Annotated in this window: 23 protein-coding genes and 1 pseudogene; 12 read left to right on the top strand and 12 right to left on the bottom strand. The window is 63.0% G+C overall.

The window, feature by feature from the left end; all coding sequences use genetic code 11:
• Window positions 1-143: 143 nt before the first annotated feature.
• Entirely contained in the window at window positions 144-605 is a 462-nt protein-coding gene (locus tag NKI10_RS17785) for a L,D-transpeptidase (protein WP_023683946.1), read from the bottom strand.
• Window positions 606-936: 331 nt separating this feature from the next.
• On the opposite strand from NKI10_RS17785, the gene NKI10_RS17780 reads away from it, so the two are divergent.
• Window positions 937-1,164, top strand: a complete 228-nt coding sequence (locus NKI10_RS17780; RefSeq protein WP_352861211.1) for a hypothetical protein — start codon at window positions 937-939, stop codon at window positions 1,162-1,164.
• Window positions 1,165-1,301: 137 nt separating this feature from the next.
• A complete protein-coding gene (locus NKI10_RS17775; RefSeq protein WP_023670062.1) occupies window positions 1,302-1,472 on the top strand; it encodes a hypothetical protein in 171 nt (56 codons plus the stop codon).
• 71 nt (window positions 1,473-1,543) lie between these two features.
• Here the strand turns inward: NKI10_RS17775 and NKI10_RS17770 are convergent, their stop codons facing one another.
• Complete coding sequence (locus NKI10_RS17770; protein WP_023670063.1) at window positions 1,544-2,248, bottom strand: response regulator transcription factor; 705 nt, start codon at window positions 2,246-2,248, stop codon at window positions 1,544-1,546.
• A 94-nt stretch (window positions 2,249-2,342) separates the two neighbouring features.
• Here NKI10_RS17770 and NKI10_RS17765 point away from each other — a divergent pair, with 94 nt between their 5' ends.
• A complete protein-coding gene (locus tag NKI10_RS17765; RefSeq protein WP_023670064.1) occupies window positions 2,343-3,071 on the top strand; it encodes a response regulator in 729 nt (242 codons plus the stop codon).
• A 222-nt stretch (window positions 3,072-3,293) separates the two neighbouring features.
• Entirely contained in the window at window positions 3,294-5,384 is a 2,091-nt protein-coding gene (locus NKI10_RS17760; protein ID WP_023670065.1) for a hybrid sensor histidine kinase/response regulator, read from the top strand.
• 235 nt (window positions 5,385-5,619) lie between these two features.
• Here NKI10_RS17760 and NKI10_RS17755 read toward each other — a convergent pair whose 3' ends face one another.
• Complete coding sequence (locus NKI10_RS17755) at window positions 5,620-6,000, bottom strand: hypothetical protein (protein ID WP_352861209.1); 381 nt, start codon at window positions 5,998-6,000, stop codon at window positions 5,620-5,622.
• Window positions 6,001-6,504: 504 nt separating this feature from the next.
• Between NKI10_RS17755 and NKI10_RS17750 the strand changes: the two genes are divergently transcribed.
• Window positions 6,505-7,707 (top strand): aromatic ring-hydroxylating oxygenase subunit alpha, encoded by a 1,203-nt coding sequence (locus NKI10_RS17750; protein WP_352861207.1) that lies wholly within the window; start codon window positions 6,505-6,507, stop codon window positions 7,705-7,707.
• A gap of 15 nt (window positions 7,708-7,722) precedes the next feature.
• On the opposite strand, the gene NKI10_RS17745 is transcribed toward NKI10_RS17750, so the two are convergent.
• A complete protein-coding gene (locus NKI10_RS17745) occupies window positions 7,723-9,135 on the bottom strand; it encodes an aminotransferase (protein WP_352861205.1) in 1,413 nt (470 codons plus the stop codon).
• 293 nt (window positions 9,136-9,428) lie between these two features.
• Here NKI10_RS17745 and NKI10_RS17740 point away from each other — a divergent pair, with 293 nt between their 5' ends.
• The 3 genes from NKI10_RS17740 to NKI10_RS17730 all read left to right on the top strand — a co-directional run bounded on the left by NKI10_RS17740 (window position 9,429) and on the right by NKI10_RS17730 (window position 12,332).
• Entirely contained in the window at window positions 9,429-10,346 is a 918-nt protein-coding gene (locus NKI10_RS17740) for an ABC transporter permease (protein WP_023701363.1), read from the top strand.
• Complete coding sequence (locus NKI10_RS17735) at window positions 10,343-11,167, top strand: ABC transporter permease (RefSeq protein ID WP_023670071.1); 825 nt, start codon at window positions 10,343-10,345, stop codon at window positions 11,165-11,167. Before NKI10_RS17740 ends, NKI10_RS17735 begins: the two co-directional genes overlap by 4 nt.
• Before the next feature lie 91 nt (window positions 11,168-11,258).
• Complete coding sequence (locus tag NKI10_RS17730) at window positions 11,259-12,332, top strand: ABC transporter ATP-binding protein (RefSeq protein ID WP_352861203.1); 1,074 nt, start codon at window positions 11,259-11,261, stop codon at window positions 12,330-12,332.
• Between the two features lie 40 nt (window positions 12,333-12,372).
• Here NKI10_RS17730 and NKI10_RS17725 read toward each other — a convergent pair whose 3' ends face one another.
• The 5 genes and pseudogenes from NKI10_RS17725 to NKI10_RS17705 all read right to left on the bottom strand — a co-directional run bounded on the left by NKI10_RS17725 (window position 12,373) and on the right by NKI10_RS17705 (window position 17,508).
• Window positions 12,373-13,668, bottom strand: coding sequence for a flavin monoamine oxidase family protein (locus tag NKI10_RS17725; RefSeq protein WP_352861201.1), 1,296 nt, complete (start codon window positions 13,666-13,668; stop codon window positions 12,373-12,375).
• Window positions 13,665-14,741 (bottom strand): extracellular solute-binding protein, encoded by a 1,077-nt coding sequence (locus NKI10_RS17720; RefSeq protein WP_023670074.1) that lies wholly within the window; start codon window positions 14,739-14,741, stop codon window positions 13,665-13,667. The genes NKI10_RS17725 and NKI10_RS17720 overlap by 4 nt, the downstream gene beginning before the upstream one ends.
• A 116-nt stretch (window positions 14,742-14,857) precedes the next feature.
• Window positions 14,858-15,941, bottom strand: a pseudogene (locus NKI10_RS17715) (ABC transporter substrate-binding protein).
• A 58-nt stretch (window positions 15,942-15,999) separates the two neighbouring features.
• Window positions 16,000-16,680 (bottom strand): transcriptional regulator BetI, encoded by a 681-nt coding sequence (betI, locus tag NKI10_RS17710; protein WP_352861199.1) that lies wholly within the window; start codon window positions 16,678-16,680, stop codon window positions 16,000-16,002.
• A gap of 27 nt (window positions 16,681-16,707) precedes the next feature.
• A complete protein-coding gene (locus tag NKI10_RS17705; protein WP_352861197.1) occupies window positions 16,708-17,508 on the bottom strand; it encodes a class I SAM-dependent methyltransferase in 801 nt (266 codons plus the stop codon).
• 202 nt (window positions 17,509-17,710) lie between these two features.
• Between NKI10_RS17705 and NKI10_RS17700 the strand changes: the two genes are divergently transcribed.
• The 4 genes from NKI10_RS17700 to NKI10_RS17685 are packed head-to-tail and all read left to right on the top strand — an operon-like array spanning window position 17,711 to window position 22,408.
• A complete protein-coding gene (locus NKI10_RS17700) occupies window positions 17,711-19,330 on the top strand; it encodes a phytoene desaturase family protein (RefSeq protein WP_352861196.1) in 1,620 nt (539 codons plus the stop codon).
• On the top strand, window positions 19,317-20,882 hold the full coding sequence (locus tag NKI10_RS17695; RefSeq protein ID WP_352861194.1) for a phytoene desaturase family protein: 1,566 nt from the start codon (window positions 19,317-19,319) through the stop codon (window positions 20,880-20,882). The genes NKI10_RS17700 and NKI10_RS17695 overlap by 14 nt, the downstream gene beginning before the upstream one ends.
• Before the next feature lie 51 nt (window positions 20,883-20,933).
• On the top strand, window positions 20,934-22,160 hold the full coding sequence (locus NKI10_RS17690; protein WP_352861192.1) for an aminomethyl transferase family protein: 1,227 nt from the start codon (window positions 20,934-20,936) through the stop codon (window positions 22,158-22,160).
• Between the two features lie 2 nt (window positions 22,161-22,162).
• Window positions 22,163-22,408 carry a hypothetical protein gene (locus NKI10_RS17685; protein ID WP_023715012.1) on the top strand — a complete coding sequence of 82 codons (246 nt, stop codon included), beginning with the start codon at window positions 22,163-22,165 and terminating at the stop codon, window positions 22,406-22,408.
• A 3-nt stretch (window positions 22,409-22,411) separates the two neighbouring features.
• Here NKI10_RS17685 and NKI10_RS17680 read toward each other — a convergent pair whose 3' ends face one another.
• The 3 genes from NKI10_RS17680 to NKI10_RS17670 form a co-directional block, all read right to left on the bottom strand.
• Window positions 22,412-23,470: a dipeptidase gene (locus tag NKI10_RS17680; protein ID WP_352861189.1), complete on the bottom strand. Its 1,059-nt coding sequence runs from the start codon at window positions 23,468-23,470 to the stop codon at window positions 22,412-22,414.
• 250 nt (window positions 23,471-23,720) lie between these two features.
• Window positions 23,721-24,020, bottom strand: coding sequence for a GNAT family N-acetyltransferase (locus NKI10_RS17675; protein WP_023683956.1), 300 nt, complete (start codon window positions 24,018-24,020; stop codon window positions 23,721-23,723).
• Window positions 24,013-24,645, bottom strand: coding sequence for an alpha/beta hydrolase (locus tag NKI10_RS17670; RefSeq protein ID WP_352861187.1), 633 nt, complete (start codon window positions 24,643-24,645; stop codon window positions 24,013-24,015). Before NKI10_RS17670 ends, NKI10_RS17675 begins: the two co-directional genes overlap by 8 nt.
• Between the last annotated feature and the right edge of the window lie 2 nt (window positions 24,646-24,647).

Below are 24,647 nucleotides of genomic sequence, written 5' to 3'. Positions count from 1 at the left end.
CAAACGAAAAGAGGCCGGAAATTTCCGGCCTCTTTTTTGACTGGATTGATTTACCGCGAAGCTCTGATGGAGCTTCAGGCGGGAACTTGCGGTGCGGCATGACCTGGCCGGCTGCGCTGCACCATCGCTCCAAACGCAGTCTGCTACTTGACGATGACGATGCTGGTGTTGGTCGGGCCGAAGGTTTCGACCAACTGGTAGAAGTCGGCGGCATTGTCGGGATGCAGCCGCACGCAGCCATGCGACGCCGGCCGTCCCAGCCGCTTGATGGCGTTGGTCGCATGCACGGCGTAGCCGCCGCTGAAGAAGACCGAATGCGGCATCGGCGCGTTGTCGTATTTCTTCGAATGCCACATCTCGTGCATGCGGGTCGGCTTGAACGAGCCGGTCGGCGTGACATGCGCACTGTCGCCGGTCGAGACCTTCCAGGCGAAAGTCGGCCGGCCATCGACCAGCACTTCCATGGTCTGCTGCGACAGCGAAACACGCGCCACGATCTGGTTTGCCGCGGCATGGGCGGTGCTGTTGGCGGTGCCAAGCAGAAGCGCGGCGCCGCCGGCTGCGGCGGTGACGTTGATGAGTTTGGCGGAAATGGCTTTGTACATGATGGCTCCTCTTTGCCGGTCCTGCCGGCGTCAATTCGGTGGCCGCCTTATCCCCGCGCCATGTTTCAGACTGACTTCGCTGAGGCTCGTTTGTGTTTCGAATCTGTTTCCTCTGGTTAACAAGCAAGGTGGACAAGGGAAGCGTGCTCCGCCTTCGCTGCGCACTCCCGATCACGCACCGCGCCCCCAAACGAAAGTGCTGATGTCCTTATATGAAAGAAGATTGGCTTCGCTCGAAACCGACTTGCAACAAAGCGCGGCCTGGGCGGCATGATCTGGTTACAGGCTCGCGGCACAGTCATCCCAACGAGAACAGCCGGCGCCAACGAAAATGAGCATCAAATCGACCACCCTGTCCTGGCTCTTCAGGATAAGCATCGCCGCATTTGTCGTCGGCGGCATCGGCACAGTAGCCGGCACCCCGATGACGAAACTGGCGGTGATGAATTCGGGTGAGATTTCGACGCTGCATGCCGCGCTGTTCATAGCCTTGGTCTGGATTGTCTCCAGTCTGCGCATCAACGTCTCTGGGCCCTCTGGCGGGTCGGCCTCGGGTTGAAGTGGATGCGCGGCCCCTCCGGCAACTTGCTGCCGAGAGGACCGAAGGCCCGCGTCGCAACGGGGGGCTCCGTGGGCGACGCGGGCACTTCGGGTTTATCCTGAAGCACCCGCGGTTCTGATTTTTGGGGACAACCGATGAAGACGAAATCTGCAGCCTCCGTGCTTTCGGTACTGCTCTATGCACAAGGCCTGCTCGGCTTTGCCGGTCTCGCCACGGTTCTCCTGAAGGACCGCGCGCATGCCGCCAGCGAAATCGTAGTCGCCAGCGAATTGCCGTCGGGACCATCGCTTCTGGTGGTGCGCTGACGCCTATGCATGGCGCCCGAGATTGCGCAGCTTTTTTGGGCGAGCCGAGGAACAATCCAGCCTCCCGACCCTCAGTCGGCGCGCTGCGTCGGCGGGTCGAACCGGTAGCCTGCGCCGCGTATAGTTGTGATGGTTTCGGTGTCGAGCTTGCGGCGCAGCCGCACGATGCGCGAATCGATCGAGCGGTCGAAGGCATCGGCATTTTCGGCGGGCGCCGCCGCAATGATGTCGTCGCGCGTCAGCACCTTGCGCGGGCTGGCCAGAAACAGCCTGAGCAGCGCCACCTGGCCCGGCGACAGCTGTTCTTCCGTACCCGAACGGTGCATGACGATGGCCGACCGCAAATCGACGGTGGCATTTTCCAGCACGATCAGTTCCTGGGCGGACCTGCCGCGCCGCGTCAGCAGGCCGCCGATGCGCGCGGCAAGCTCCCTGACATTGAGCGGACTTTCGACGACATCTGCGGCGCCAAGCTCGAGCGCCAGCACCTTGTCGACCAGATCGGCCGGCCGGCAGATCAGGATGAAATCCGGCCCCGCCTTCCCGTCCGCGCTCTGGCCGCCGCCATAACGCCTGAGCAGGTCCCGCCCTTCCGCCTGGCTGAGGCTGTCGCCGACGATGACGATATCGATGCCTCCGGCCGAAAGCAGGGATTCAGCTTCCCAGGGCTGCCGCGCCTCGCGCACGTCATGGCCGCGCCGGTCGAGATGATCGGCAAGATCGCCGGCCACCACATCGGCGACGGAAACCAGCGCGATGACGGATCGTGCAGCCATGTTTTTCTTCCCGTTCCCCCGCAACCGGATATGAGTGCTGGACATCATGTTTATACCCAATCTACTTTCCGCTGAAAGCGGGAGCGAGGCCATAGTGCGGGCACGGATTGTCATCGTCGAGGACGAGCCCGATCTCCGGGACGCGGTAGCCGAGTATCTCGGCGCCAACGGCTACGATGTGACCCAGGCCGGAAGCGCGGCCGAGGCGCGCGCCTTGCTGGAGACGGAATCGTTTCATTTGGCCATTCTCGACATCGCCATGCCGGGCGAGGACGGACTGTCGCTCGGCCGCTGGCTGCGCTCGAAAATACCGGTCGGCATCATCTATGCCACGGCTGCCGGCACCGCACTCGACCGCATTGTCGGGCTGGAGCTTGGCGCCGACGACTACATCGTCAAGCCCTACGAGTTGCGTGAGGTGCTGGCTCGTGTGCGCAGCGTGCTGCGCCGCGTTCCGCAGCCGAGCCCGCCCCAGGCGGCGAAGACACAAGCCGATGGCGGCCGCCGCCTGACCTTCGGCCCGTTCCAGGCCGACCTCGACGGCAGGCTTGTCACCGGCGCCAACGGCGCCGTCATCGACATGGCCAAGAGCGAGTTCGATGTGCTGGAGGTTTTCCTGACCCGCGCCAACCGGCTGTTGACGCGATCGGCGATCTCCGAGGCGATTGGTTTTGTTGAGGATCCTGAATCGTCGCGCGCCGTCGACATTCGCATCATGCGGCTGCGCAAGAAGATCGAAACCGATCCGGCCAATCCGAAATTTTTGCGCACAGTGCGCGGCGAAGGCTATATCTTCTCGCTGCCGACCGGTGACGGGCACTAGAGCAATTACAGGAAAAGTGTACGCGGTTTTCCGCCCGGAATTGCGTAAAAACAAAGAGATAGAGGCTTCTCCGTTTCCGTGAAACGGTGAAACGCTCTAGCAATTCCAGGAACAGTGCGTAGCGATTTCCGTTCGGGATTGCATTGAAACATGGAGCGTTTCACCTTTTTCGTGAAATGCTCCATAGCTGCCTAATTCGACGGCCCTTTACTGATGGCTGACATGACCGCTGAACCAGCACCACGTATGGACCCGCAAGGCGCTCGCCAGAGCGCCGCGATGGCGGCTGTGCGCGTCGTCCGCCGGTTGCGCGATGCCGGCGACTGGCAGCGCGAGATGGAAACCATCCTCGAAACGCTCTGCAGCGCCATGAATTGCCAGCGCGGCATCCTGTTCAGGCTGCGCGAATTGCCCGGCCAGGGCTTCGCCCAATCGGTCGCCGCCTACTGGATCGATCCTCGCTTCGGCGGCGAACTGGCTTCGCCGACGGTGATCATGCAGTCGATCGTCGATACCGATCCGCTGCTGGAGCGGATTGGAGAGGACGAGCGGCAAGGCAAGATCTTCGCCGGCCATACGCGCGATCTCGACGGGTTCCTCAGGGCCGATTTCGAAAAGCAGCACATCAAGTCGTTCCTGTCGGTATCGGTGTTCGCGCACGGTCATCTGTGGGGCACGTTCGCGGTCAATGACTGCCTAAACGAGCGCGAATGGACCGAAGAGGAAGAGGCGACGATGCACATCATCGCGCTCGCCATCGGCGACGCCATCGAGCACTCGCCGTCCGACGCCCATGCCAGCGAAGTCATCCGCCGCACCATGCTGCAGGCGTCGCTCGACGCCATCATCGTCATCGACGAGACCGGCTCGATCATCGAATTCAATCCGGCCGCCGAAAAGATGTTCGGCTATCAGCGCAGCGACATCCTCGGCAAGGACCTGCTCGATACCGTGGTGCCGGAATATTACCGCAAGGGCTATGTCTCGGGCGCCGAATACATGTCTGGCCGCGGCGCGCCGATGGTTGGCCAGCGGCTTGAGACCGTGACACAGAATGCGGCCGGCGAGGTGTTTCCCATCGAATTGACGGCGACCGAGATGCGGGTGGCTGACCGTCAGCTCATCTTCGGTTCGATCCGCGATCTGCGCGATAAGCTGCGCGCCGAAGAAGAGATCAACCGCCAGCGCGAAAAACTGCACCAGAACGAGAAGATGGCGGCGATGGGTTCACTGCTGGCCGGTGTTTCGCACGAGCTCAACAACCCGCTCGCCGTGGTCGTTGCGCAGTCGACGCTGCTGCATGAATTCGCCACCGACCCGCAGACCAAGGTTCGCGCCGAGAAAGTGCGCGCCGCTGCCGAGCGCTGCGGCCGCATCGTCAAAAGCTTCCTGTCGATGGTGCGCCTGCATCCGGCGGCGCAGGCCGAGACCGATCTCAACCAGGTGATCCGCGCCGCACTCGAAGTAACCGCCTATGGCGCACGCTCGAGCGGCATCATCATCGACACCGATTTCGCGCCCGGCCCGCTGCTGGCGATGGCCGATGCCGACCACGTCACGCAGGTGGCCGCCAATTTCCTGATCAACAGCCAACACGCTCTGGCCGGTATCGGCGGCGACCGCCTGATCAAGGTGCGGACATTCCGCAGCGATCGCGGCAACCCCGGGTTTTCGGTCGAGGACAACGGACCGGGCATTCCCGAGGCGATCCGCAGCCGCATCTTCGAATCCTATTTCACCACCAAGCCGGTCGGCGTCGGCACCGGCATCGGCCTGTCGATCTCGAAATCGATCGTCGAGCGCCACAACGGCAATATCTGGTTCGAGGAGGTGCTGCCGCGTGGCGCGCGCTTCGTCGTCCAGCTGCCGGTAATCACCGGCGGCGCGGCAGCAGCCGGCGACAGCCCGGCTCGTTCCAGCGGCTTGCGCCATGCGCTGATCATCGACGACGAACCCGACGTCGCCGGCTCCCTCTCCGACATCCTGGAACTGATGGGTATCAAGTCGCGGGTCGTGCCGGCCTGGACGTCGGCGGCGGCGACCTTGACCGGCCACATGCCGCCAGACATCGTCTTTTCCGACTTGCGCATGCCTGGCACCAGCGGCATTGCCATCTACCGCGAATTGCTCGCCGACAACCTGGCGCTGGCCAAACGCTTCGTGTTGGTAACCGGCGACCTGATCGGCGCCAAGGCCGAGATCGAAGCCTTGCCGGCGCCGCAGCGCCCGCAAATCCTGGAAAAGCCGTTCTCGACTCTGGACGTCCGCGGCGTACTCTCGGCAATAGCCGACCAGGTCGCCGCCGCCGGCTAAGTTTTCCGAAGCACCCACGTAGGGTCTATCGAGATTCGGGTCAGGCGGAGTCGAGAATGGTGGTTCCCGAGAACCGGAGCGGAGCGTACTTGAAGTACGCGAGCACCGGAAGCGCAGGGAACCTCCATGCGCAAGCCGGCCTCACCCGAGTATCGATAGGCCCTAAAAAAGAGGCTCCCGACCGAGGGAAGCGGCGGGAGCCAAGAACGAGCGCGGGAGGAAGCGCTCGGGAGGTTCAGAAAACGTTGGGTGTCGTGGTCAGCGGCGCTGCGTTGGCGATCATGCGGACGGAACGCGCCTTGTGCACGCCGGACTGGGCGGCGATGACGCGCAGGCACTCCGCGCTCTCGGCGCCCCAGGCCTGGCCCTGGCAGGCAAAATCGATTTCCGGCTCCGGCAGCCGGGCGGTCTTGATGGTGGTCGGCGCGCCCTGGACGACATTGGCCGGCGGGTTGAGCGAAGCGAAGGCCGGACCGGAAGCCGGTGTCAGGAACATGACGGCCAGAGCGCAGGCGCCCAGCATGGAGAACAGCGCAACCGGATGGTCGCTGGCGCGCTGACGCAGTGCCAGTTTGGCGCGCCGTTCGTTGCTGGCGATCTTGACTTTCGTATGCATAGCTGCTCCCCTTCGTTTTCTTATGAAACGAACCTAAGCGCGCCTGGTAACGGGCGAATGATGCGCTTGGCTTGCCCGCGTAACAGGTTTGAAACAAGAAATTCGGGCATATCCGGACAGATCCGGTCATGTGCCGACGGCAAGATGCATTTGCGAAGCTGTTTCATGCGCGCAATCAAATGTTGACGACAGGCGGGCCGCGAACGCACCAAGCCCGCTTCCTGTCGACCGCACTATGAACAAGCTCACACTGCGGATCGAATTTGCGGACGCCAGGTATTTTTCGTCTCGGAGCGAGCCGTGTTTGCAAGCTCGGCACGGCCAAATCCGCATGCCGGACAGCTATTTCACGACCCCGGTTAACGCCCGGATATTCCGGGATTTTCTGGCTTTCAGGCGGCCCTGTTGTACCGGCTTGAAAAGTTGAGATTTCTACAAGCCATTGCATTTCAATGCAAAATATGGTTTTATTGAATGAGTATTCAATAAAAGAAGAGCTTTTTTATGAACCCGCATCTCCGTGACGTGGCGATCCCCAATGATTGGGACCGGCGGGGTCTGCCGGGCTGGAGTTATCACTCCGACGCCCTTCTCGAACTTGAGAAGGAATACGTCTTCCGGAACCATTGGCAGATCGCCGGCCATGTCTGCGACGTGCCGAATGCCGGCGACTATCTGACTATGGACGTGGTCGGCGAGCGGGCGCTCATCGTGCGCGGCAAGGACGGCATCGTGCGCGCCTTCAACAACATGTGCCGGCATCGCGGCAGCCGCGTCGTCGCCGACAGCCAGGGCACCTGCAAGAACGCGCTGGTCTGCCCGTTCCATGGCTGGGTCTACAATCTCGACGGCACGCTGCGCGGCGCCGCCCGGCCGCGCTCCTTCCCCGAGCTCGACAAGACCGAATTCGGCCTGATGCCGCTCGACCTCGAGATATGGATGGGCTTCATCTTTGTCCGCTTTCGCAAGGGCGGCCCGCAGCCTTCGGTGGCCGAACTGTTGAAGCCGATCGAGGCCGAGATGGCACACTACAATGTGGCCGAGATGGTGCCGTCCTGGGGCATCTGGACACAGAAGACGCCGGTCAACTGGAAGTCGGTGCGCGACGTCGACAATGAAGGCTACCACGTTGCCATGGCGCATCCGGCGCTGCAGGATCTCTACGGCTCAACCTATTTCGACGAGCCGTTCATCAACGGCGTGTCGCGCTCGTTTGCCACCTACAATCCGCATGCCGGCCGGCGCTGGAGCGTGCGCGAATACATCAAGCTCACGCCCGATGCCTCACACCTGCCGGAGCATCTGCGCAGGGCCTGGATCTATTACGGCATCTTCCCCAACAACGCGCTGTCGATCATGCCGGAATCGGTGCAGTTCTATCAGGAGTTCCCGCTGTCGACCGGCGAGACGCTGCTGCGCGGCGCCATCTACCGCTACCCCGACGAGACCCGGGAACAGGCGGCCGCCCGCTATCTCGCCTACCGCATCGACCGCGATACCATGAACGAGGACGTGCAGCTTTCCGTCTGGTCAAACGAGTCCATGATCTCGGAGGCCTTCGAGGGTTTTTATCTCTCCGACCTCGAATACGGTGTGCGCACCCACCACGACCATCTGCGCAAGCAGATCCCGGTGCTGGGCCTGGAGACGGCGCCGGAGGAGAAGGACATGTGGAACCTCAATGAGGCTATGCGCTCGCAGGTGTAGGGGCGGAACTGCCAGTCACCCCTGCCACACGCCCTCTTTGCGCAGATCATCCATGGTCCGCGAAATGCCTTCGCGCAGGATCGCCACCATGTCGTCGATCTGCTCTCGCGTGATGATCAGCGGCGGCGACATCACGGACATGTTGATCAGCGGCCGGACCAGGAGGCCGAGTTCGTGGCAATGCGCGTCGATGCGCTTGCCGACATCCTTGTCGAGCTGCAGCGGATCCTTGCTTTCGCGGTCGGCCACGCACTCGACGCAGCCCATCAGGCCCATGCCGCGGACTTCGCCAACCAGCGGCAGTTCCTCCAGCGTCTTCAACTGCGCCTGGAAATAGGGCGCGACATCGCGCGTGTGGGCCAGCACGCTGTCTTCCAGGATATCGAGGTTCTTCAGCGCCACCGCGCAGCCGATGGGATGACTGGTATAGGTCAGGCCATGGCCGAACATCGCATCGGGATGGTTGGAACGGCGCATTTCCTGAAGCAGCCGCTCCGAGATGATGACGCCGCCAAGCGGGAAATAGCCTGATGTAACGCCCTTGGCGAAGGTGATCATGTCGGGGTCGATGCCGAAGCCATCGCCGGAGGCAAAGACATGGCCGAGCCGCCCGAAGCCGGTCACCACCTCATCGGAGATATAGAGGATATCGTTGTCCCTGCAGATTTCGCGAATGCGCTTGAGATAGCCATCCGGCGGCACGACGACGCCGCCGGATGCCTGCACCGGTTCGCCGACGAAAGCACCGATCTTCTCTGCGCCGACGCGGGCGACCGTATCGCGAAACTGATCGACCAGGAAATCGCAGAACGCGGCGATGTCAATGCCTTTCGGCCGCCGGAACGGGTCTGGCGAGGACAGTTTGACGACCAGATCGTCGGCGCCGTCCATCCAGTCGCGGTCGCGCGGCCGGCCGTTGAGCGAGGCCGACAGATAGGTCGAGCCGTGATAGGCGCCGCCGCGGCTGAGGATCAGCTTCTTTTCCGGCCGCCCGCGCACATTGTTGTAGAACTGCATGAAGCGCAGTGCCGTCTCGACAGCCGACGATCCGCCGGTGGTGAAGAAAGTATGGCTGAGATCGCCCGGCGCATGATCGGCGAGGCGCTTGGCGAGCTCGGCCGACGGCGCATTCATCGTATACCAGGGCGTGTTGTAGGACAGCATCATCGCCTGGTCGTACATCACCCTGGCCAGCTCCTCGCGGCGGTGGCCGACATTGATGCACCACATGCCGGCCGGCCCGTCGATCAGTCGCTTGCCTGTTACATCGGTGATGTAGATGCCATCGCCCTCGCCGATCAGCGCACGCGCTTCATTGCCGACCGAGCCGGCATAAGGCCAGGGCTGAACGAGATGACGCTTGGCCAGCTCGACCGCATCGTCACCGTCAGCCATTTCCATCGCTCTTAGGTCTCTTGCAGCCGCCATCATTGCCTCGCATCGTCTGAGCGTAATTTTCACCGGACAGAACATGAAGCGCCAAGGGCAGGAAAGCCGGCTTTCTTCACTCCATTTTGAATGTCCGTTCAATCAATATTACAGAAATAGCGCTTGATTTCAATGCACGGATGCGCTCATGATGAAAGAAAGCCGGCAAGCTTGGAGCTCGGCCAGCAAAGCGCGCTCCGCAAAAATTGGGAACAGGCAGCCGGCCCGGTCGAAGGGAGCATCATGGCGGAACAGTTCGAGCCAGCAACCGAGATCACGCCCGGGTCGCTGCAATGACGGTAGCTGCCGAAGGGGTGCCCACGCGGCGCATGACGCGAGCAAGGCGAAACGCCCTTCTGCAGTCCGAGTCCGTCCAGGGCCTTGCCCTGATCAGCCCGACCTTGGTCTACGCTTTGATCCTGCTGCTGGTGCCGATCCTGGTGGTCTTCGCCCACTCCTTCTGGACGCAGAACTACCTCACCATCGACCATACATTCACGCTGGAGAATTATCGCATCGCGCTGACCGAGCCGATCTACCGCGATCTGCTCTGGCGCTCGCTCTACATTTCGCTGACGGTGAGCTTTTTCACCGTCATCCTCGCCTATCCGATCGCCTATTTCATCTCGTTCCATGGCGGTCGCCACAAGAGCCTGTGGCTGTTCCTGATTACCATCCCGTTCTGGACCAGCTATCTCCTGCGCGTGATGTCATGGAAAGTCATCCTCGGCTATAATGGCGTGCTGAATTCCGGCCTGATGGGCCTCGGCATCATCGACGAACCATCGACCGCGCTACTCTACAATTCCAGCGCCGTCATCATCACGCTCACACACGCCTGGGCGGCCTTCGCCATCCTGCCGATCTTCGTTTCGCTCGAGAAGGTCGACCGCACCTTGGTCGAGGCTGCCACCGATCTTGGCGACGGCCCGCTGCGCTCCTTCCTGCGCGTGACGCTGCCGCTGTCGGCGCCGGGCGTCATCTCGGCCGCTCTCATCGTCATGATCCCCACCGTCGGCGACTATGTCACCCCAAGGCTGGTCGGCGGCAAGGATGGCGTGATGATCGCCAATGCCATCGAGTCGCAGTTCCATAAGGCCTCCAACTGGCCACTCGGCGCGGCACTGTCCGTGACCACCATGCTGGTCGTGACGCTGATGGCGGGCGCCACCGTGCTCATCATCCGCGCGCTGCAGAGGCTGGCGCGATGACAGCGAGGCGGCGCCTTTTTCCCGGCGGCTGGCTGTCCGCCTACGCCTTCCTCTACGTCGTCTTTCTCTATCTGCCGGTGATCTTCCTGCCGATCTTCTCGATCAACACCGCGCCGACGCCGAAATTTCCTCTCACCGGCTATACGCTGAAATGGTACCAAGACCTGCCGAAGACGCCGGCGCTGCTTGACGCCGCCTGGAACAGCCTGATCGTCGGTATCTCGGCATCGGTGCTGGCGACGCTGCTCGGCATCCTCGCCGCCCGCTCGATCACCCGCTACCGCTATCCCGGCCGCCGCACAATCAATGGCCTGATCATGGCGCCGCTGGTGCTGCCGGAAATCATCCTCGCCATCTCCATGCTGCTGGTCATGCTGCAACTGGGCTTGAGCCTTTCGCTGTTCACCGTCGTACTCGGCCATGTCCTGATCTGCATTCCCTATTCGATGACGGTGCTGACCGCCGGTTTCGAGGGCTTCGACCGCAGCCTCGAAGAAGCCTCCGCCGATCTCGGCGAGAGTGCCTTCGGCACCTTCCGGCGGGTGACGCTGCCGATGGTGGCGCCGGCGATCATTTCCAGCCTCCTGGTCTGCTTCACCATCTCGCTCGACGAGTTCGTCATCGCTTTCTTCCTGACCGGCACCGAGACGACGCTGCCGATCTATATCTGGGGCCAGTTGCGCTTTGCCGCCAAGCTGCCGGGTGTGTTGGCGCTGGGCACGCTGCTGCTGGTTGCCTCTTTCGTTTTGATGACCGTTGCCGAGATCCTGCGCCGCCATGCGGCCAGACGCACCCAGAGCGAGGGAGGCCTCTATGCCTGAGCAGTCCCGGGCCGAACGGCCTCAGGATGAACCATCCAAGCAAGATAAGTCCGAGCGGGCCCAATCTGATCGACCCCAAACCGACCGAGCAATGATCGAAATCCGCAGCGTTACCCGCAGCTATGGGGCGTTCAAGGCGCTCGACGACGCCTCGCTGACCATCAAGGAGGGCGAATTCTTTTCGCTGCTCGGCCCTTCCGGCTGCGGCAAGACTACGCTGCTGCGCATGATTGCCGGTTTCGACAACCCGACCAGCGGCTCGATCTCGGTCGGCGGCCAGTCGATGGAAGGCATCCCCGCCAACCGCCGGCCGACCAACATGGTATTCCAGAGTTATGCCATCTTCCCGCATCTCAATGTCGAGCAGAATGTCGCCTATGGGCTGAAACGGCTCAGGCTGGGAGGAACGGAAGAAAAGCGCCGCGTCGAGGAAGGGCTGGCGCAGGTGTCGCTCACCGGCCTCGGCAAACGCCTCGCCACCGAGCTTTCCGGCGGCCAGCGCCAGCGCGTGGCGCTCGCCCGCGCCTTGGTGATGCGGCCCAAGGTGCTGCTGCTCGACGAGCCGCTGTCGGCACTCGACAAGAAATTGCGCGAGCAGATGCAGGTCGAACTGCGCCGCCTGCAGCAGGCGGTCGGCATCACCTTCGTGCTGGTCACCCATGACCAGTATGAGGCGCTCGCTATGTCCGACCGCATCGCCGTAATGTTCGGCGGCAAGATCGCCCAGGTCGCCTCGCCCAAGGAAATCTACCAGCGGCCGGTCAACCGCCAGGTCGCCGATTTCCTCGGCGGCATGAATTTCGTAAAAGCGCAGATCGTCGAGGAGAGCAGCGCCTCGCTGGTCGTCGACACGCTGGGCTTCGGCCGGGTCAGGACCGACAAGCCGAAGGCCTTCGTGCGCAATGGCGGCGGCGCCACTCTGGGCATCAGGCCGGAGCGATTGCGCGTGCTGTGGGACAATGCGACGGCGAAATTCGAAGTGGCCGGCAAGGTGGTCGAACGCCACTATTTTGGCGAGATCACCCACCTGATCGTCGAGATACCCGGATTGGAAAAGCCACTGTCGGTCACCGAGACCAACGACTTCGGCGCCGACGATATCCCCGTCGGCACTTCGATCCGCCTCGGCTACGATCCCGAGGCCCTGGTGGCGATGGCGGACTGAGCATGATCCCGAAAAGTGGGAACCGGTTTTCGGAATAAGATCATGCTCCACTAAGAATTTTAAGTTCCGTCGCGATCTGTTTGGCTGCGATCCGCCCCATCACGATGGCGCCTTCGAGATAGCCCGGGAATGACGGCGACAGTTCCGACGATGCGAAATGAACAGGATCTGCGCCGGCACGGATCGTGCGCTCGGCATCCCGTGCCGTCACATCGACAATAAGGTCGCTGTAGGCGCCGCCGCTCCAGCGGTCATCGATCCAGTCGCGCTGGCTGAAATCGACAATGTCGGCTGCCTCCGGCCCAAGGGCATCAACGAGCCTTGCCGTGACCTCCGCACGCAACGCCGCGTCCGCGAGCGGACGCCAATGCAAGGCCAGCGGTCCGCCGACGAAGACGACCAGCGCGGCATGTTGCGCATCCTTGCTGGCGTCACAGGCGAACAGGCCCGGCAGGTCGCGCCACATCACCATGCCGCACAGGTCGCGCTCGCGCCAGAACGGCGTGGGATAGCGCACCAGGATCTTGATCACCGCACCGCTTTCCCAGACGCCGAGCGCCTTTGCGAGAGCCGGCGGCAGAGCGGGCGCGAAATCCAGCTTCGCGGCCGTCGCCGGCGGCAGCGCGACCAGCACTTTTCGCGCTTCGATGGAGCTGCCTGCCGAGACGGCACGAACCCGTTGCGGCCCGTGCTCGATGCGCGTAACCGGTTCGTTCAGCCAAACCCTGTCGCCGAGATCTCCCGCCATGTCCTCGGCCAGCGACTGCATGGTTTCAAGCAGTGAATATTGCAGCTCGGGCACCTCGTTGGTGATGCGGCGGTCATTGTCGATGAGGTACCACAGCGGCACCTTGTCCATCGCCAGGCACCACAGGCCTTCGATCATCGAGCGGAAAGCCGTCTTGGCGTCAGTGGGATCAGGCTGGCGTTCGAGCCAGGCGGCAGCGCTCATGCCGGCGATCGAGGGATCGTCCGGCTCGATCGCATTCATCCGCTCGCGGATTGCCATCGCGCCATGATAGGTCCGTTCGGCCTGTTCGACCGACAGCGATGGATGGGTGATGAAATCGCCATTCACATAGGTTTCGACGAAGGCCTTGCCACGGGACGCCGCCAGCGCCGTGACCTCCGGCATGTCTTCGCAGAAAAACTGTCCGCCGCTGTCGATGCGCTCGCCAAGCCCGTTGCGAATAGCCTCGACCCTGCCGCCGATGCGGTCGCGTGCTTCGAGCAGCACGACATCGATGCCGGCCTTTCTCAGCTCAAGCGCAGCCGACAGGCCGGTGAAACCGGCGCCGACGATGACGACATCGGTTCTTTCAGTCCTGTCGCTCAATAGCCGGCCTTGATCTTCTCGAATTCCGTGACCATGCGCTGCTTGAGCTCAGGCGGCACCGGCTGCTGGAACAGCGTCTTGTCCAAGAACTTGTCGAGATTGTCGAAGCCACGGTCGCTCAGCACCTGATGGTCGATCGCGGCCATCCCGGCGCTGTTGCCGTGGCCGTAGCCGAAGGTCTTGACCAAGTAATCGGACACGGCATGCGCGTTGACCGCACTGAGGAAATCATAGGCCTGATCGAGCTTGCCCGGCGCATCCTTCATCAGCACATAGCCGCACACCCAGGTGGATATGCCTTCCCTGGTGTCGCGGTTCATGGCGATCGGCATGCCTTGGCCCTTGAGCGTCACGAAGGTCTCATTCCAGCCCCAGACGAGGTCGACCTCATTGCCGGTAAAGGCCTGGTTGAGGTCGGTGTCGTCGGTCCAGTAAAAGCGGATGTTCTTGTGGACGTCACGCAGGAAGGCGGACGCCTCCTGGAACTGCGCGTCGGTCATCTTGGTCCAGTCCTTGAGGCCGATGACCAGGCTGGCCAGCGCATAGGCGTCATCGACATTGTCGCCGATGGTGACGCGGCCCTTGAATTTGGGATCGGCGAAAATCTTCAGCGACTGCGCTTCCTCCGCCGTGACCTTGTCGGTGCGGTAGAGCAGCGAAGTGTTGCCCCAGTCGAACGGCATGAACCAGGCCTTGCCGTCGGCGGTGACGGCGAGATCCTTCATCGCCATGATGCCGGGATTGAGATCCTTCCAGCCGGCGATCCGGGAGGTGTCGAGCGGTTGCAGAATGCCGGCCGCGCGCCACTTGGTCACGCTTTGTGAGCAGGGGTGGGCGATGTCGGCCTTGAAGCCGGCGCGCATCTTCTGGAACGCTTCCTCCTCGTCGCCGAAGAAAGCAAAGGTCGGCTCGGCGCCGTATTTGGCGGTGTAGTCGGGGTGCAGCAACGGATCTTCATAGCCTGACCAGTCGAACACGACGAGGTCGCCGCCGCCTTCGGCATAAGCAAGCACGGCGCCGGCGCCGACTGTAAGAGCAGCGGCAAGGGCGAGGCGGCGAAGCATGGAATTCATGGCGCGAAACTCCTCATCGCGAAAAGCGGCCGGGCGACGTTACGGAATTTCAGCGGCCTTGGCGAGACCGTCTGCCCGGCGCACTGACAGGCAGACGGAGGAGGCCGGACAGAGCTTTAGTAGCCTGCCTTGATCTTCTCGAATTCGGCGATCATCTTGAGCTTGAGCGACGACGGCACGGGCGATTGGAACAGTGTCTTGTCGACGAATTTCTGCACGTCGTCATAGCCCTTTTCTTTCAGGATCGCCGGGTCGACGCCGGCCATGCCCTTGGCGTTGGCCTGGCCATAACCCCAGTCCTTGACCAGCACCTTGGCCGGTCTCGGGATCGTTGATTGCGTTGAGGTAGTCATAGGCCTTGTCGACATTGCCGGGTGCGTCCTTGAACAGCACGTAGCCGCAGACCCAGGTCGAGATGCCTTCGTCCGTATCCTTCTTGGACTTGATCGGCACACCGGCAGCGACGGACTGTACCGTGGCATCGTTCCATGCCCAGGCGAGATCGACCTCGCCGCCGCTCAGCAGCTGGACGACGTCCGTGGTGTCGGTCCAGTAGGAGCGCACATTCTTGTGCACTTGGCGCAGGAAATCGGACGCCTGCTTGAACTGGTCGTCCGTCATCTTGGTCCAGTCCTTGAGCCCGATGGCAAGGCTGGCCAGCGCATAGGCGTCGTCGACATTGTCGCCGATCGAGACCCGCCCCTTGAACTTGGGATCGGCGAAGGCCTTCAGCGACTGCACATCCTTCGCGTCGATCTTGTCGGAGTTGTAGGTGAGCTGGGTGTTGCCCCAGTCCCACGGCATGAACCAGGCCTTGCCGTCCGACGTGGTGGCCAGATCCTTCATCGCCATGATACCGGGATTGAGATCCTTCCAGCCGGTGATCTTCGAGGTGTCGAGCGGCTGCAGCAGCCCCGCCTCGCGCCACTTTGTCACGCTCTGCGAGCAGGGATGACCAAGATCGGCCTTGAAGCCGGAGCGCACTTTCTCGAAGGCTTCGTCCTCGTCGCCGAAGAAGGCGAAGGTCGGCGAGTCGCCGTTCTTCTCGACATATCTGGGGTGGAAGCTCGGGTCCTCATAGCCGGACCAGTCGAACACGATCAGGTCCTTGTCGGCGGCGACCGCAAGCGCGGCGGCCGAAGCCGCCAGCGTCGCCGTCAGCGCCAATGTCAGTGTCAGGCGTCGGGTTATTCTTTTCATGCTGTTCCATCCTCTTTGTTTCTGATTGTTCGCTCCGGCTTGGATCCGCCGGTTGTTGTCAACGTCCGCTGTCCGGCGGGTAGTGTTTCGGAAAGGCGGCTGACAGGAATTGGTTTGCCGCCTGCAGCGCGCTCTCACGGGTGACGTCCTCGGTCCCCATCATCAGCCGCAGCCACAAGCCCTCCAGCATGGCGCTGAGCGCGAGCGCCATGACCTGCGGCTCATAGGCATAGCCACCGCCCTGCTTGAGCGTCGCACAGAGGTCGATGAATATCTTCTGGTAGGCCGCGTCGCGCGCCCCGCACAGCGCCTGGTAGGTCGGCCGCGACTTGGCCTCGCCCCAGAACGCGCACCACGCCGCGAGCTTGCGCTTGTTGCAGATCGAACGGTCGAAATCGGCGGCGACCAGCGCCCGCAGCTGCCGGGCTGGATCCTCGCCGGCCTTGGTCAGCGCGACGCGCCAATGCGCCGCATAGTCGTCGGCCATATAGGCAAGCGTGGCGACGAGCAGCTTCTCCTTGCTCTCGAAATGGAAGTTGACGATGCCGCGCGACAGGCCGGCGCCGTCAGCGACATCGGCCATCGTCGTTTCCGAATAACCGCGCTTGGCCAGCGAATCGATGGTCGCTTCGATCAGCTGCTGTTGCCTGACCTCCTTCGACGCCTTGCGGCCGCGTTTTTCCGGTTCGGTTTTTCCAGACGTGTCGGAGGATCGCTCTTCGCGCGCTGCAGCTTTCATCGGTGCCGTCATGCTCCACATTGCCGGCTATCCCACCACAGCCGGCTTCCACCCGCGAAGATGAGTGGGACGGTGCTCGCCACTGTCAAGCACCTTCTGCATGGCCTCCCAGGTCTTGATGTTCTTGTCGATATAGGCCGCTCCGACCGCGGCTGCCGCCGTCTCGTAGAGCGGGCCTTTCAGCCTTTCCAGCTCGCCGCGCGCGACCTTGCGATACCAAGAATTGCGGTCTCTGACGGCGACATCGGCAAAGCCGGCGCTGCGCATCGCTTGCGCATAGCGTGCCGGCGAGGCCATGGCGAAGGACAGGCCTTCGGCCGCGACATAGGCCTTCATCTCAGATGACGGCTCGCCGTCATGGCCGATCAGCCAGTCGGAGGCGGCAAAGACGCCGTCCGGCTTCAGCACACGGAAGATTTCGGCAAACAGCGCGTCCTTGTCGGGCACGTGCACCAGCGCATCCTTGGAGAAGAGGACATCGAACGAAGCGTCGGCGAAAGGCAGCGGCCCCGGCGGCGCCTGGACGAAGCTGGCGCGGTCTGAAAGCCCTCGTACAGCAGCCCGCTTTCTGGCCGCCTCGATCACCGGCCGCTCGATGTCGAAGCCGGTGGCATGAGCGGCACCGTGGCGCTCGACCAGATGCAGCGCGATGCCGCCGGAGCCGCAGCCGATGTCGAGGATCGTCTTGCCCCTGAGCGACAGCCCTTCGACCACCCGGTCGACCTCGTCTGGTCCGCCCGGCGACAGATAACCCTCGCCCCACAGCGCCTCGAGGAAGCGGATCGCGGCGTCGTCATATTCCGGCTCGCCATCTGCCGTTTCGATCATCAGACCTTAAGTCCCATCAGCCGAATTGCGCAGGTTCGAATGCCGGCAAAGCGTAGCGTATTAACAGGAAAACGCAATATCATTTGTTGAACATTCATTCAGAACGGCTGGACAGAATAGCCGCTGCCGTGCCAAATTCCGCGCATTCGGCGACAAATCACGCGAAAAATGAAGGGTCGAGCACCATGAAGGCTGGGCGCGAATGAAAGCTTGGGATGCGATCGTCATCGGCGGCGGACACAACGGCCTGGTCAACGCCAGCTATTTGCAACGCGCCGGGCTCGACGTGCTGGTGGTGGAAAAGAACGACTGGGTCGGCGGCGCCGCTACCAGCCGCGAGCTGACGCCGGGCTTCCTCTACTCCAACTGCTCCTATGTCTGCTCGCTGTTTCGCCCCGAAATCATGCGCGACCTCGAACTGCCGCGCTTCGGCTTGCAGGTGATTTCCTATGAGGGCGGCGCCGTGTTCACGCGCGATGGCGACTACCTCGCCAACTACCGCGATCACGATGCGCACCGGCGCGAATTTGCCCGCTTCTCCAGGCGCGACGCCGAGGCCTATGACCGTTATTCGCGCGACGTGACGCGGCAGTGCCGCTTCATCCAGCCGCTGCTGATGCGCACCGCACCGGACCCGACCAGTCTCAAGCCGCGTGACCTCGGAGAGCTTCTCTATCTCGGCAAGAAATTCGCCGGCCTGTCATCAGAAGAAATGGCGCTGACGCTGCGCTTCTGGACCATGTCGATCTCGGAATTCCTCGACGAATATTTTGAGACCGATGTCATCAAGGCGAACTTCGCTTTGTCCGGCATCATCGGTACCGCACTCGGGCCGATGTCGCCCGGCACAGCCTACGTGCTGCTGCACCATTATATGGGTGAGGTCGACGGCTCGGTCGGCGCCTGGGGCTATGCGCGCGGCGGCATGGGCGCCGTCGCCAAGGCGCTCGCCGGTTCCTTCAAGGCGTCCGGCGGCACCATCCGTACCGGCGCCGAGGTCGACCATGTGCTGGTGAGCCGAGGCAAGGCCAAGGGCGTGGTGCTGGCCGGCGGCGAGGAGGTCTACGGCAAGCTCGTCGTCTCCAACGCCGACGTCAAACGCACATTCCTGAAACTGGTCGAGGAGAAGGAACTGCCCGACATTTTCCTGCGGCGGGTCAGGAACTTCAAGATCCGCGGCTCCTCCGGCAAGGTCAACATCGCGCTGGATTCTCTGCCGGAATTCCCGGCACTGCCGAAGGATTCACCCGTTTATCGCGGCGACATGCATTTCACCGATTCCATGGAGCGCATGGAGCGCGCCTATGACGACTGGAAGGCCGGTCGCTGGTCGGCCGACCCATTCCTCGACATGGTCATCCCAACGACGCTCGACCCGACCATGGCGCCGCCGGGCAAGCATTTTATGAGCTGCTTCGTGCAGTACGCGCCGCCCAAGGTGAATGGCCAGGACTGGACCGATGCCGACCGCGACGGTTTCGCTGAAAGCGTGGTTGCGCAGATCGCGGAATACTCGCCAGGCTTCCGCGACCGCATCGTCCATATGGAGGTGCGCACGCCACGCGAGATCGAGGCCGAGGTTGGGCTGACCGAAGGCAATATTTTCCAGGGCGAGCTGACCTTCGACCAGCTGCTGTTCAACCGGCCGGTGCCGGGCTACGCGCAATACCGTTCGCCGGTCGGCGGGCTCTATATGTGCGGATCCTCGACCCATCCCGGCGGCGGCGTCATGGGCGCGCCCGGCCGCAATGCGGCAGCCGAAATCCTGCGCGATCTCGCCAAATCGACCTCCCATATGAGCCCGGCCCATGACGTCATTTGATGCCATCATCATAGGCGGCGGCCATAACGGCCTTGTCGCTGCCGCCACTCTGGCGAAAGCCGGCCGCAAGGTGCTGGTGCTGGAAGCCGCCGGCGATGTCGGCGGCGCGGCGCGCACCGAAGAGTTTGCGCCGGGTTTTCGGGTCTCCTCGATCGCGCATGTGCTGAACCGCCTGCACCCCGACGTGGTGAAGACATTGGAGCTGGAGAAACACGGGCTGCAGGTCACCCGTACAGACTTCATGCCGTCGGTCGCCTTGGCGAAGGACGGCCCGCCGCTTGTCCTGCATGGCGCCTATGGCGAAGTGCTGACCGGCTCCACTCCGTCCGAGCAGTCCGCCTGGAAGGAATTGCGCGCGCAACTCATGCGCTATGCCGGCATCCTGAAACCGTTCCTGTCGCGGCGCCCGCCCGATCTCGGTGGCATGTCGCTGCTTGAAACGGCAGCGCTCGGCCAGACGGCCGTGGCGCTGAAAAAGCTCGGCAAGGAAGACATGCGCGACTTCCTGCGCGTTCTCCTGATGAACGTCGCCGACCTGCTCGACGAGCAGCTTGCCGATATCAGGCTGAAGGGCCTGCTTGCCTTCGACGCCACGCTTGGTAGCCACCTCGGCCCGCGTTCGCCGACCTCCCTGCTCGGCCTCTACTATCGGCTGGCCGGCGAGACCGGCGGCAAAACCGGCGCGCAGATGCTGCCGAAAGGTGGGATGGGTGCAGTCGTCGCCACGATCCGCGCGGCGGCGGAGAAAGCCGGCGTCACCGTCCGCACGGCAGCGCCCGCGGCCAGGATAGTCGTCGAGAAAGGCCGCGCCCTCGGCGTGACCCTCGACGGCGGCGAGGTGCTGCACGCCAGAACGATCGTTTCCGCCATCAACCCGGCGACCACAATGCTCGATCTCATCGGCCCGCGCGAGATCGACACGGGTTTCGTGCGCAAGGTAAAGAACATCCGCATGAGGGGCGACGCGGCGAAGCTCCATCTGGCGCTCGATCGGCCACCGCAATTTTCCGGCGTCGACGCCGATAATCACAAGGGCCGTCTGGTTATCGCGCCCTCGCCCGACCATGTCGAGCGCGCCTTCAACCCGTCGAAATATGGCGAGTTCTCAGCCGAACCGGTGATGGAGATCACACTGCCGTCGCTCTCCGACCCGTCGCTCGCGCCAAGCGGCGCCTGTGTACTGTCGGCTGTCGTGCAATACGCGCCTTATGCGCTGAAAGAGGGTTGGGACGCCGGCAAGCCGAAATTCCTCAGCGCTGTCATGGCGCAGATCGAAGCCTACGCCCCCGGTATCGGCAAGTCCGTGCTGCATGCCGAGCTTTTGACGCCAGCCGATATCGAAGCCAACTACCGCATGCCGGGGGGCCATTGGCACCACGGCGAATTGCAGGCCGACCAGATGTTGATGTCGCGGCCGGTCTCCGGCTGGTCGGGCTACGACACGCCGATCGAGGGGCTGTTCCTGGCCGGCGCCGGTTCGCATCCGGGCGGCGGCGTTTCGGTTGCTCCCGGTTTGAATGCGGCGCGGCGCATCAGCGCGATGAAGGGATGATCGGATGTTTCAGCCAGTCAACGCCGCACTTTACGGCGAAGGAATGCCGTCATGACGAGTCCGGTCAACAACGCCGCCCGCACCACAGCGCAGTCGCATTTCCGCACACTGCGTCTCGGCACGCCGTTCCAGCCGCGCATCGATGCGCTGGCCAAAACTCAGGACTGGTATAATTGGGCCGGCTATCGCGCGCCGCATTCGCTGTGGGACGAGGAACTCGAATATTTCGCCATCCGCAGCCAGGCGGCTTTGTTCGACATCTCGCCGATGACCAAATACCGCATCGAGGGGCCGGATGCCGAAGCCTTCCTCGATCGCGTCACGCTGCGCGATGTCACCAAGCTGAAACCGGGCCGCGTCCACTACACCGCATGGTGCGACGACGAAGGTTTTGTCCTCGATGACGGCACGCTGTTCCGGCTGTCGCCGACCCGCTTCCGCCTGTGTTCGCAGGAGCGGCACCTGCCCTGGCTGCTCGACAGCGCCATCGGTTTCGAAGTGACCGTCGAGGAAGAGACTGAAAGCGTCGCTGGTCTCGCTCTGCAAGGCCCAACCTCCTTCGCCGTGCTGCACGAGGCGGGTTTCGCCGGCGTTGAAAAACTCAAAGTGTTCGATCTCGCCGAATTCCCGCACGATGGCGGCACTATCACCATCTCGCGCACCGGCTTCACCGGCGATCTCGGCTACGAACTGTTCATGCCGGCCGAAAAAGCGCTCAGCCTCTGGGACCGCCTGATGACGGCAGGCGAGCTGCGCGGCATCCGCGCCATCGGCTACGCCGCCCTCAATCGCGCCCGGCTGGAAGCCGGCCTGATCGTCGCCAATGCCGCCTTCACCACCGCAGACCATGCCATTCGCGCCGACCGTCTGCGCATGCCGGACGAGATCGGTCTCGGCTTTATGGTCGACCTGGGAAAAGGCCATTTCAATGGCCGCCGCGCCATCCTCGAAGCCCGTGCCAAACGCAAGCTGCTTTACGTGCTGGTCGGGCTGGAGATCGAAGGCAACATCCCGGCCGAGCACGCCATCGTCTATCACAAGAAGCATCAGGAGGTCGGGCTGGTCAGCGCCGCCATGTGGTCGCCGATGGCCAAGCGCAATATCGCCATCGCCTCGCTGACGCGTCCCTATGGTGATAGGATGGTCGAAGACCTCTGGGTCGAGATCTACGCCATGCGCGAGTTGCAGTACCAGAAGCTGATGAAGCGGGCCAAGGTGGTGGCCCGTCCCTTCATCAAGCTCGACCGCCGCACCGCCAATCCGCCGGCGGATTTCTGATCATGGCCGACGAACCGGATGATGGGGCGGAAGCCGCCGAACAGTGGCAGCTGGTCAACACGCCGCTCGGCGAAAAATGGTCGGGTCGCGCCCGCTATGCCGCCGCCATGTACTTCTACAAGCGCGGCGAGATGAGCGCCGAGACGCTCGAAGTCTACCGCATCTGCGCGCGGCTGGACTGGGAGAACCCGCTGCCGATGATCAGGGATCGCGGCGGCCAGGATTGGCTGAAGCGCATGGGCGCTTAAGCCTCAGCCTATGGTTCTTTCGAGAACGCTCAGCCAGTTGCGATAGGCGATCTTCTCGATCAACGCGCGTCCGAAACCGCGCGCGGCCAGCGCATCTATCAGCTTCGGCAAGCCGGCAACGTCGCCGATGACGGCCGGAATCATCGCCCCGTCGAAATCGGAGCCGAGACCGACGCCGTCCTCGCCCAGCGCCTGCAGCAGCGAGTCGACATGGCGCACCATGATGTCGAGGCTGGTGTCCGAATTCATCCGTCCGTCTTCACGCAGGAAGCCGGTGGCGAAGTTGAGCCCGACCATGCCGTCGGTCTCGCGGATAGCGCCGAGCTGCCAGTCCGTCAGGTTGCGCGAATGGGTGCACAGCGCATGCACGTTGGAATGGGTGGCGACCAGCGGCGCATCGCTGAGTGCGGCGACATCGCGAAAGCCTTTTTCGTTGAGATGCGACAGGTCGATCATGATCTTGAGCTGATTGCAGGCCTTGACCAGCGCCTTGCCGGCATCGGTCAGCCCCGGTCCGGTATCGGGCGACGACGGAAAGCGGAACGGGACGCCATGGCCGAAGGCGTTGGGGCGGCTCCAGACAATGCCGAGCGAGCGCAGGCCGGCTTCGTAGAGCACGTCGAGCAAGGCAAGTTCGGGATCGATCGCCTCGACGCCTTCAATATGAAACACCGCCGCGATCGAACCTTTCGCCATCGCGTCGCGAATGTCACCGGCACTGCGGCAGACTGTCAGCGCGCCCGCGCGCTCCAGCCGAAACAGGATCGAGGCCATGCCGATGGTGGAATTGAGCGCATCAGCGCGCGGCAGTTCCGGCGGCAACGGCTCATTGTCGCTCGGCGCCGGCGGCACCGCAGAGCGTTTGCTCTTCTCGACCGGCGGTGGAAAGATCGCGAACATGCCGCCGGCAAAGCCGCCCTTCTTCGCGCGCGGCAGGTCTATATGACCGCCCTGCGTCCCCTCGATGAACAGCTTTTCGACGTCGGTGTCTTTCGACTGGTACAGTCGCAGCAGCGTGTCGTTGTGGCCGTCGAAGACGGGGACGAGATCGGATTCGGTCATCAGGAAGCCATTCGGTCAGTTGGCAAGAGCGGACGAACCGCAGCGAACTGTGTACTTAGGCAAGAAGGCCGAACTGCGCAAATGCCAGAGAGGTGTTCGCTCTTGTGGCTGAGCGACTCCGACCACCTGCCGGTCCCCCGCTGCTTCGCAGCGTCCCGGCGTTCGCCGGCCTTTCATCATGCCACCGGCACGATGAATTCGCCTGCGGCGAACCGGCTGCTCACCCCACAAGGGGAGAAGGGAAAAAGGTCTATTGCTTCAGCACATCCGCCCATTCCGGATGGCGGCGGAACTGGGCGTTGGCGAAGGGGCAGAGCGGGATGATCTTCTTGCCCACTGCCCGCGCGTCCTCGACGGCGCGGGTGACGAGCCGAAGGCCGGCGCCCTGGCCGCGAAACACGTCCGGCACTTCGGTGTGATCGATGATGATCTGGTGCTCGCCGACCTTGGTGAAGGTCATTTCCGCCTCGGCGCCACCGGGCCCGCGCAGGACATAACGTCCCTTCGAGCCGCGGTCCTCGAGTTCGATCTCAGGCAATTCGTCAGGCATCGCTTGCTCCTTCAACCGGCGCATCGGCAAAAAGCCGCCTCGCCGCTTCGATCTCGTTTGGCCGAATTTCGTGGCCGCCATCGTGCCACTCCACTGTGACATCGGCGCCATCGGCGCGCAAATAGGCCTCCAGCCGGGATGTCAGGTTGGGCGGGCAGATCGGGTCGCGCTTGCCGGCGGTGACCAGGATGCGGCGTCCTGCAAGGCTGCCCTGCACCTGCGGCTCGAACGGGATCAGCGGGTGCATCAGCACCGCCGCATCGAACAGCTCGGGCGCGGCGAACACTACGGACGCCAGGATGTTGGCGCCGTTGGAATAGCCGAGACCCAAGACCGAAGATGGCCTTGCCGCTGCCACCTGCGCCTTGATGAAACCGGCCATCTTGGCGGTCGCCCGCGCGAGGTCGTCCATGTCGTAGACGCCCTCGCCGGTGCGGCGGAAGAAACGCGCCGCACCATGCTCGGAAACATCGCCGCGCGGCGATACGATCGTCGCCTGTGGCGCGAGGTCGCGCCCGAGCGACAGCAGCTGGCTCTCGTCCGCGCCGGTGCCGTGAAAGACGAAGAGCAGCGGGCCGCCGGGCGAACCCGGCAGCGCTTTATGGATGTAAGCTTCCTTGCTCATCG

It is taken from the genome of Mesorhizobium sp. M0802 (genome assembly GCF_040320115.1).
Classification (GTDB): Bacteria; Pseudomonadota; Alphaproteobacteria; order Rhizobiales; family Rhizobiaceae; genus Mesorhizobium.
This window is presented reverse-complemented; position numbering and strand designations above follow the sequence as displayed.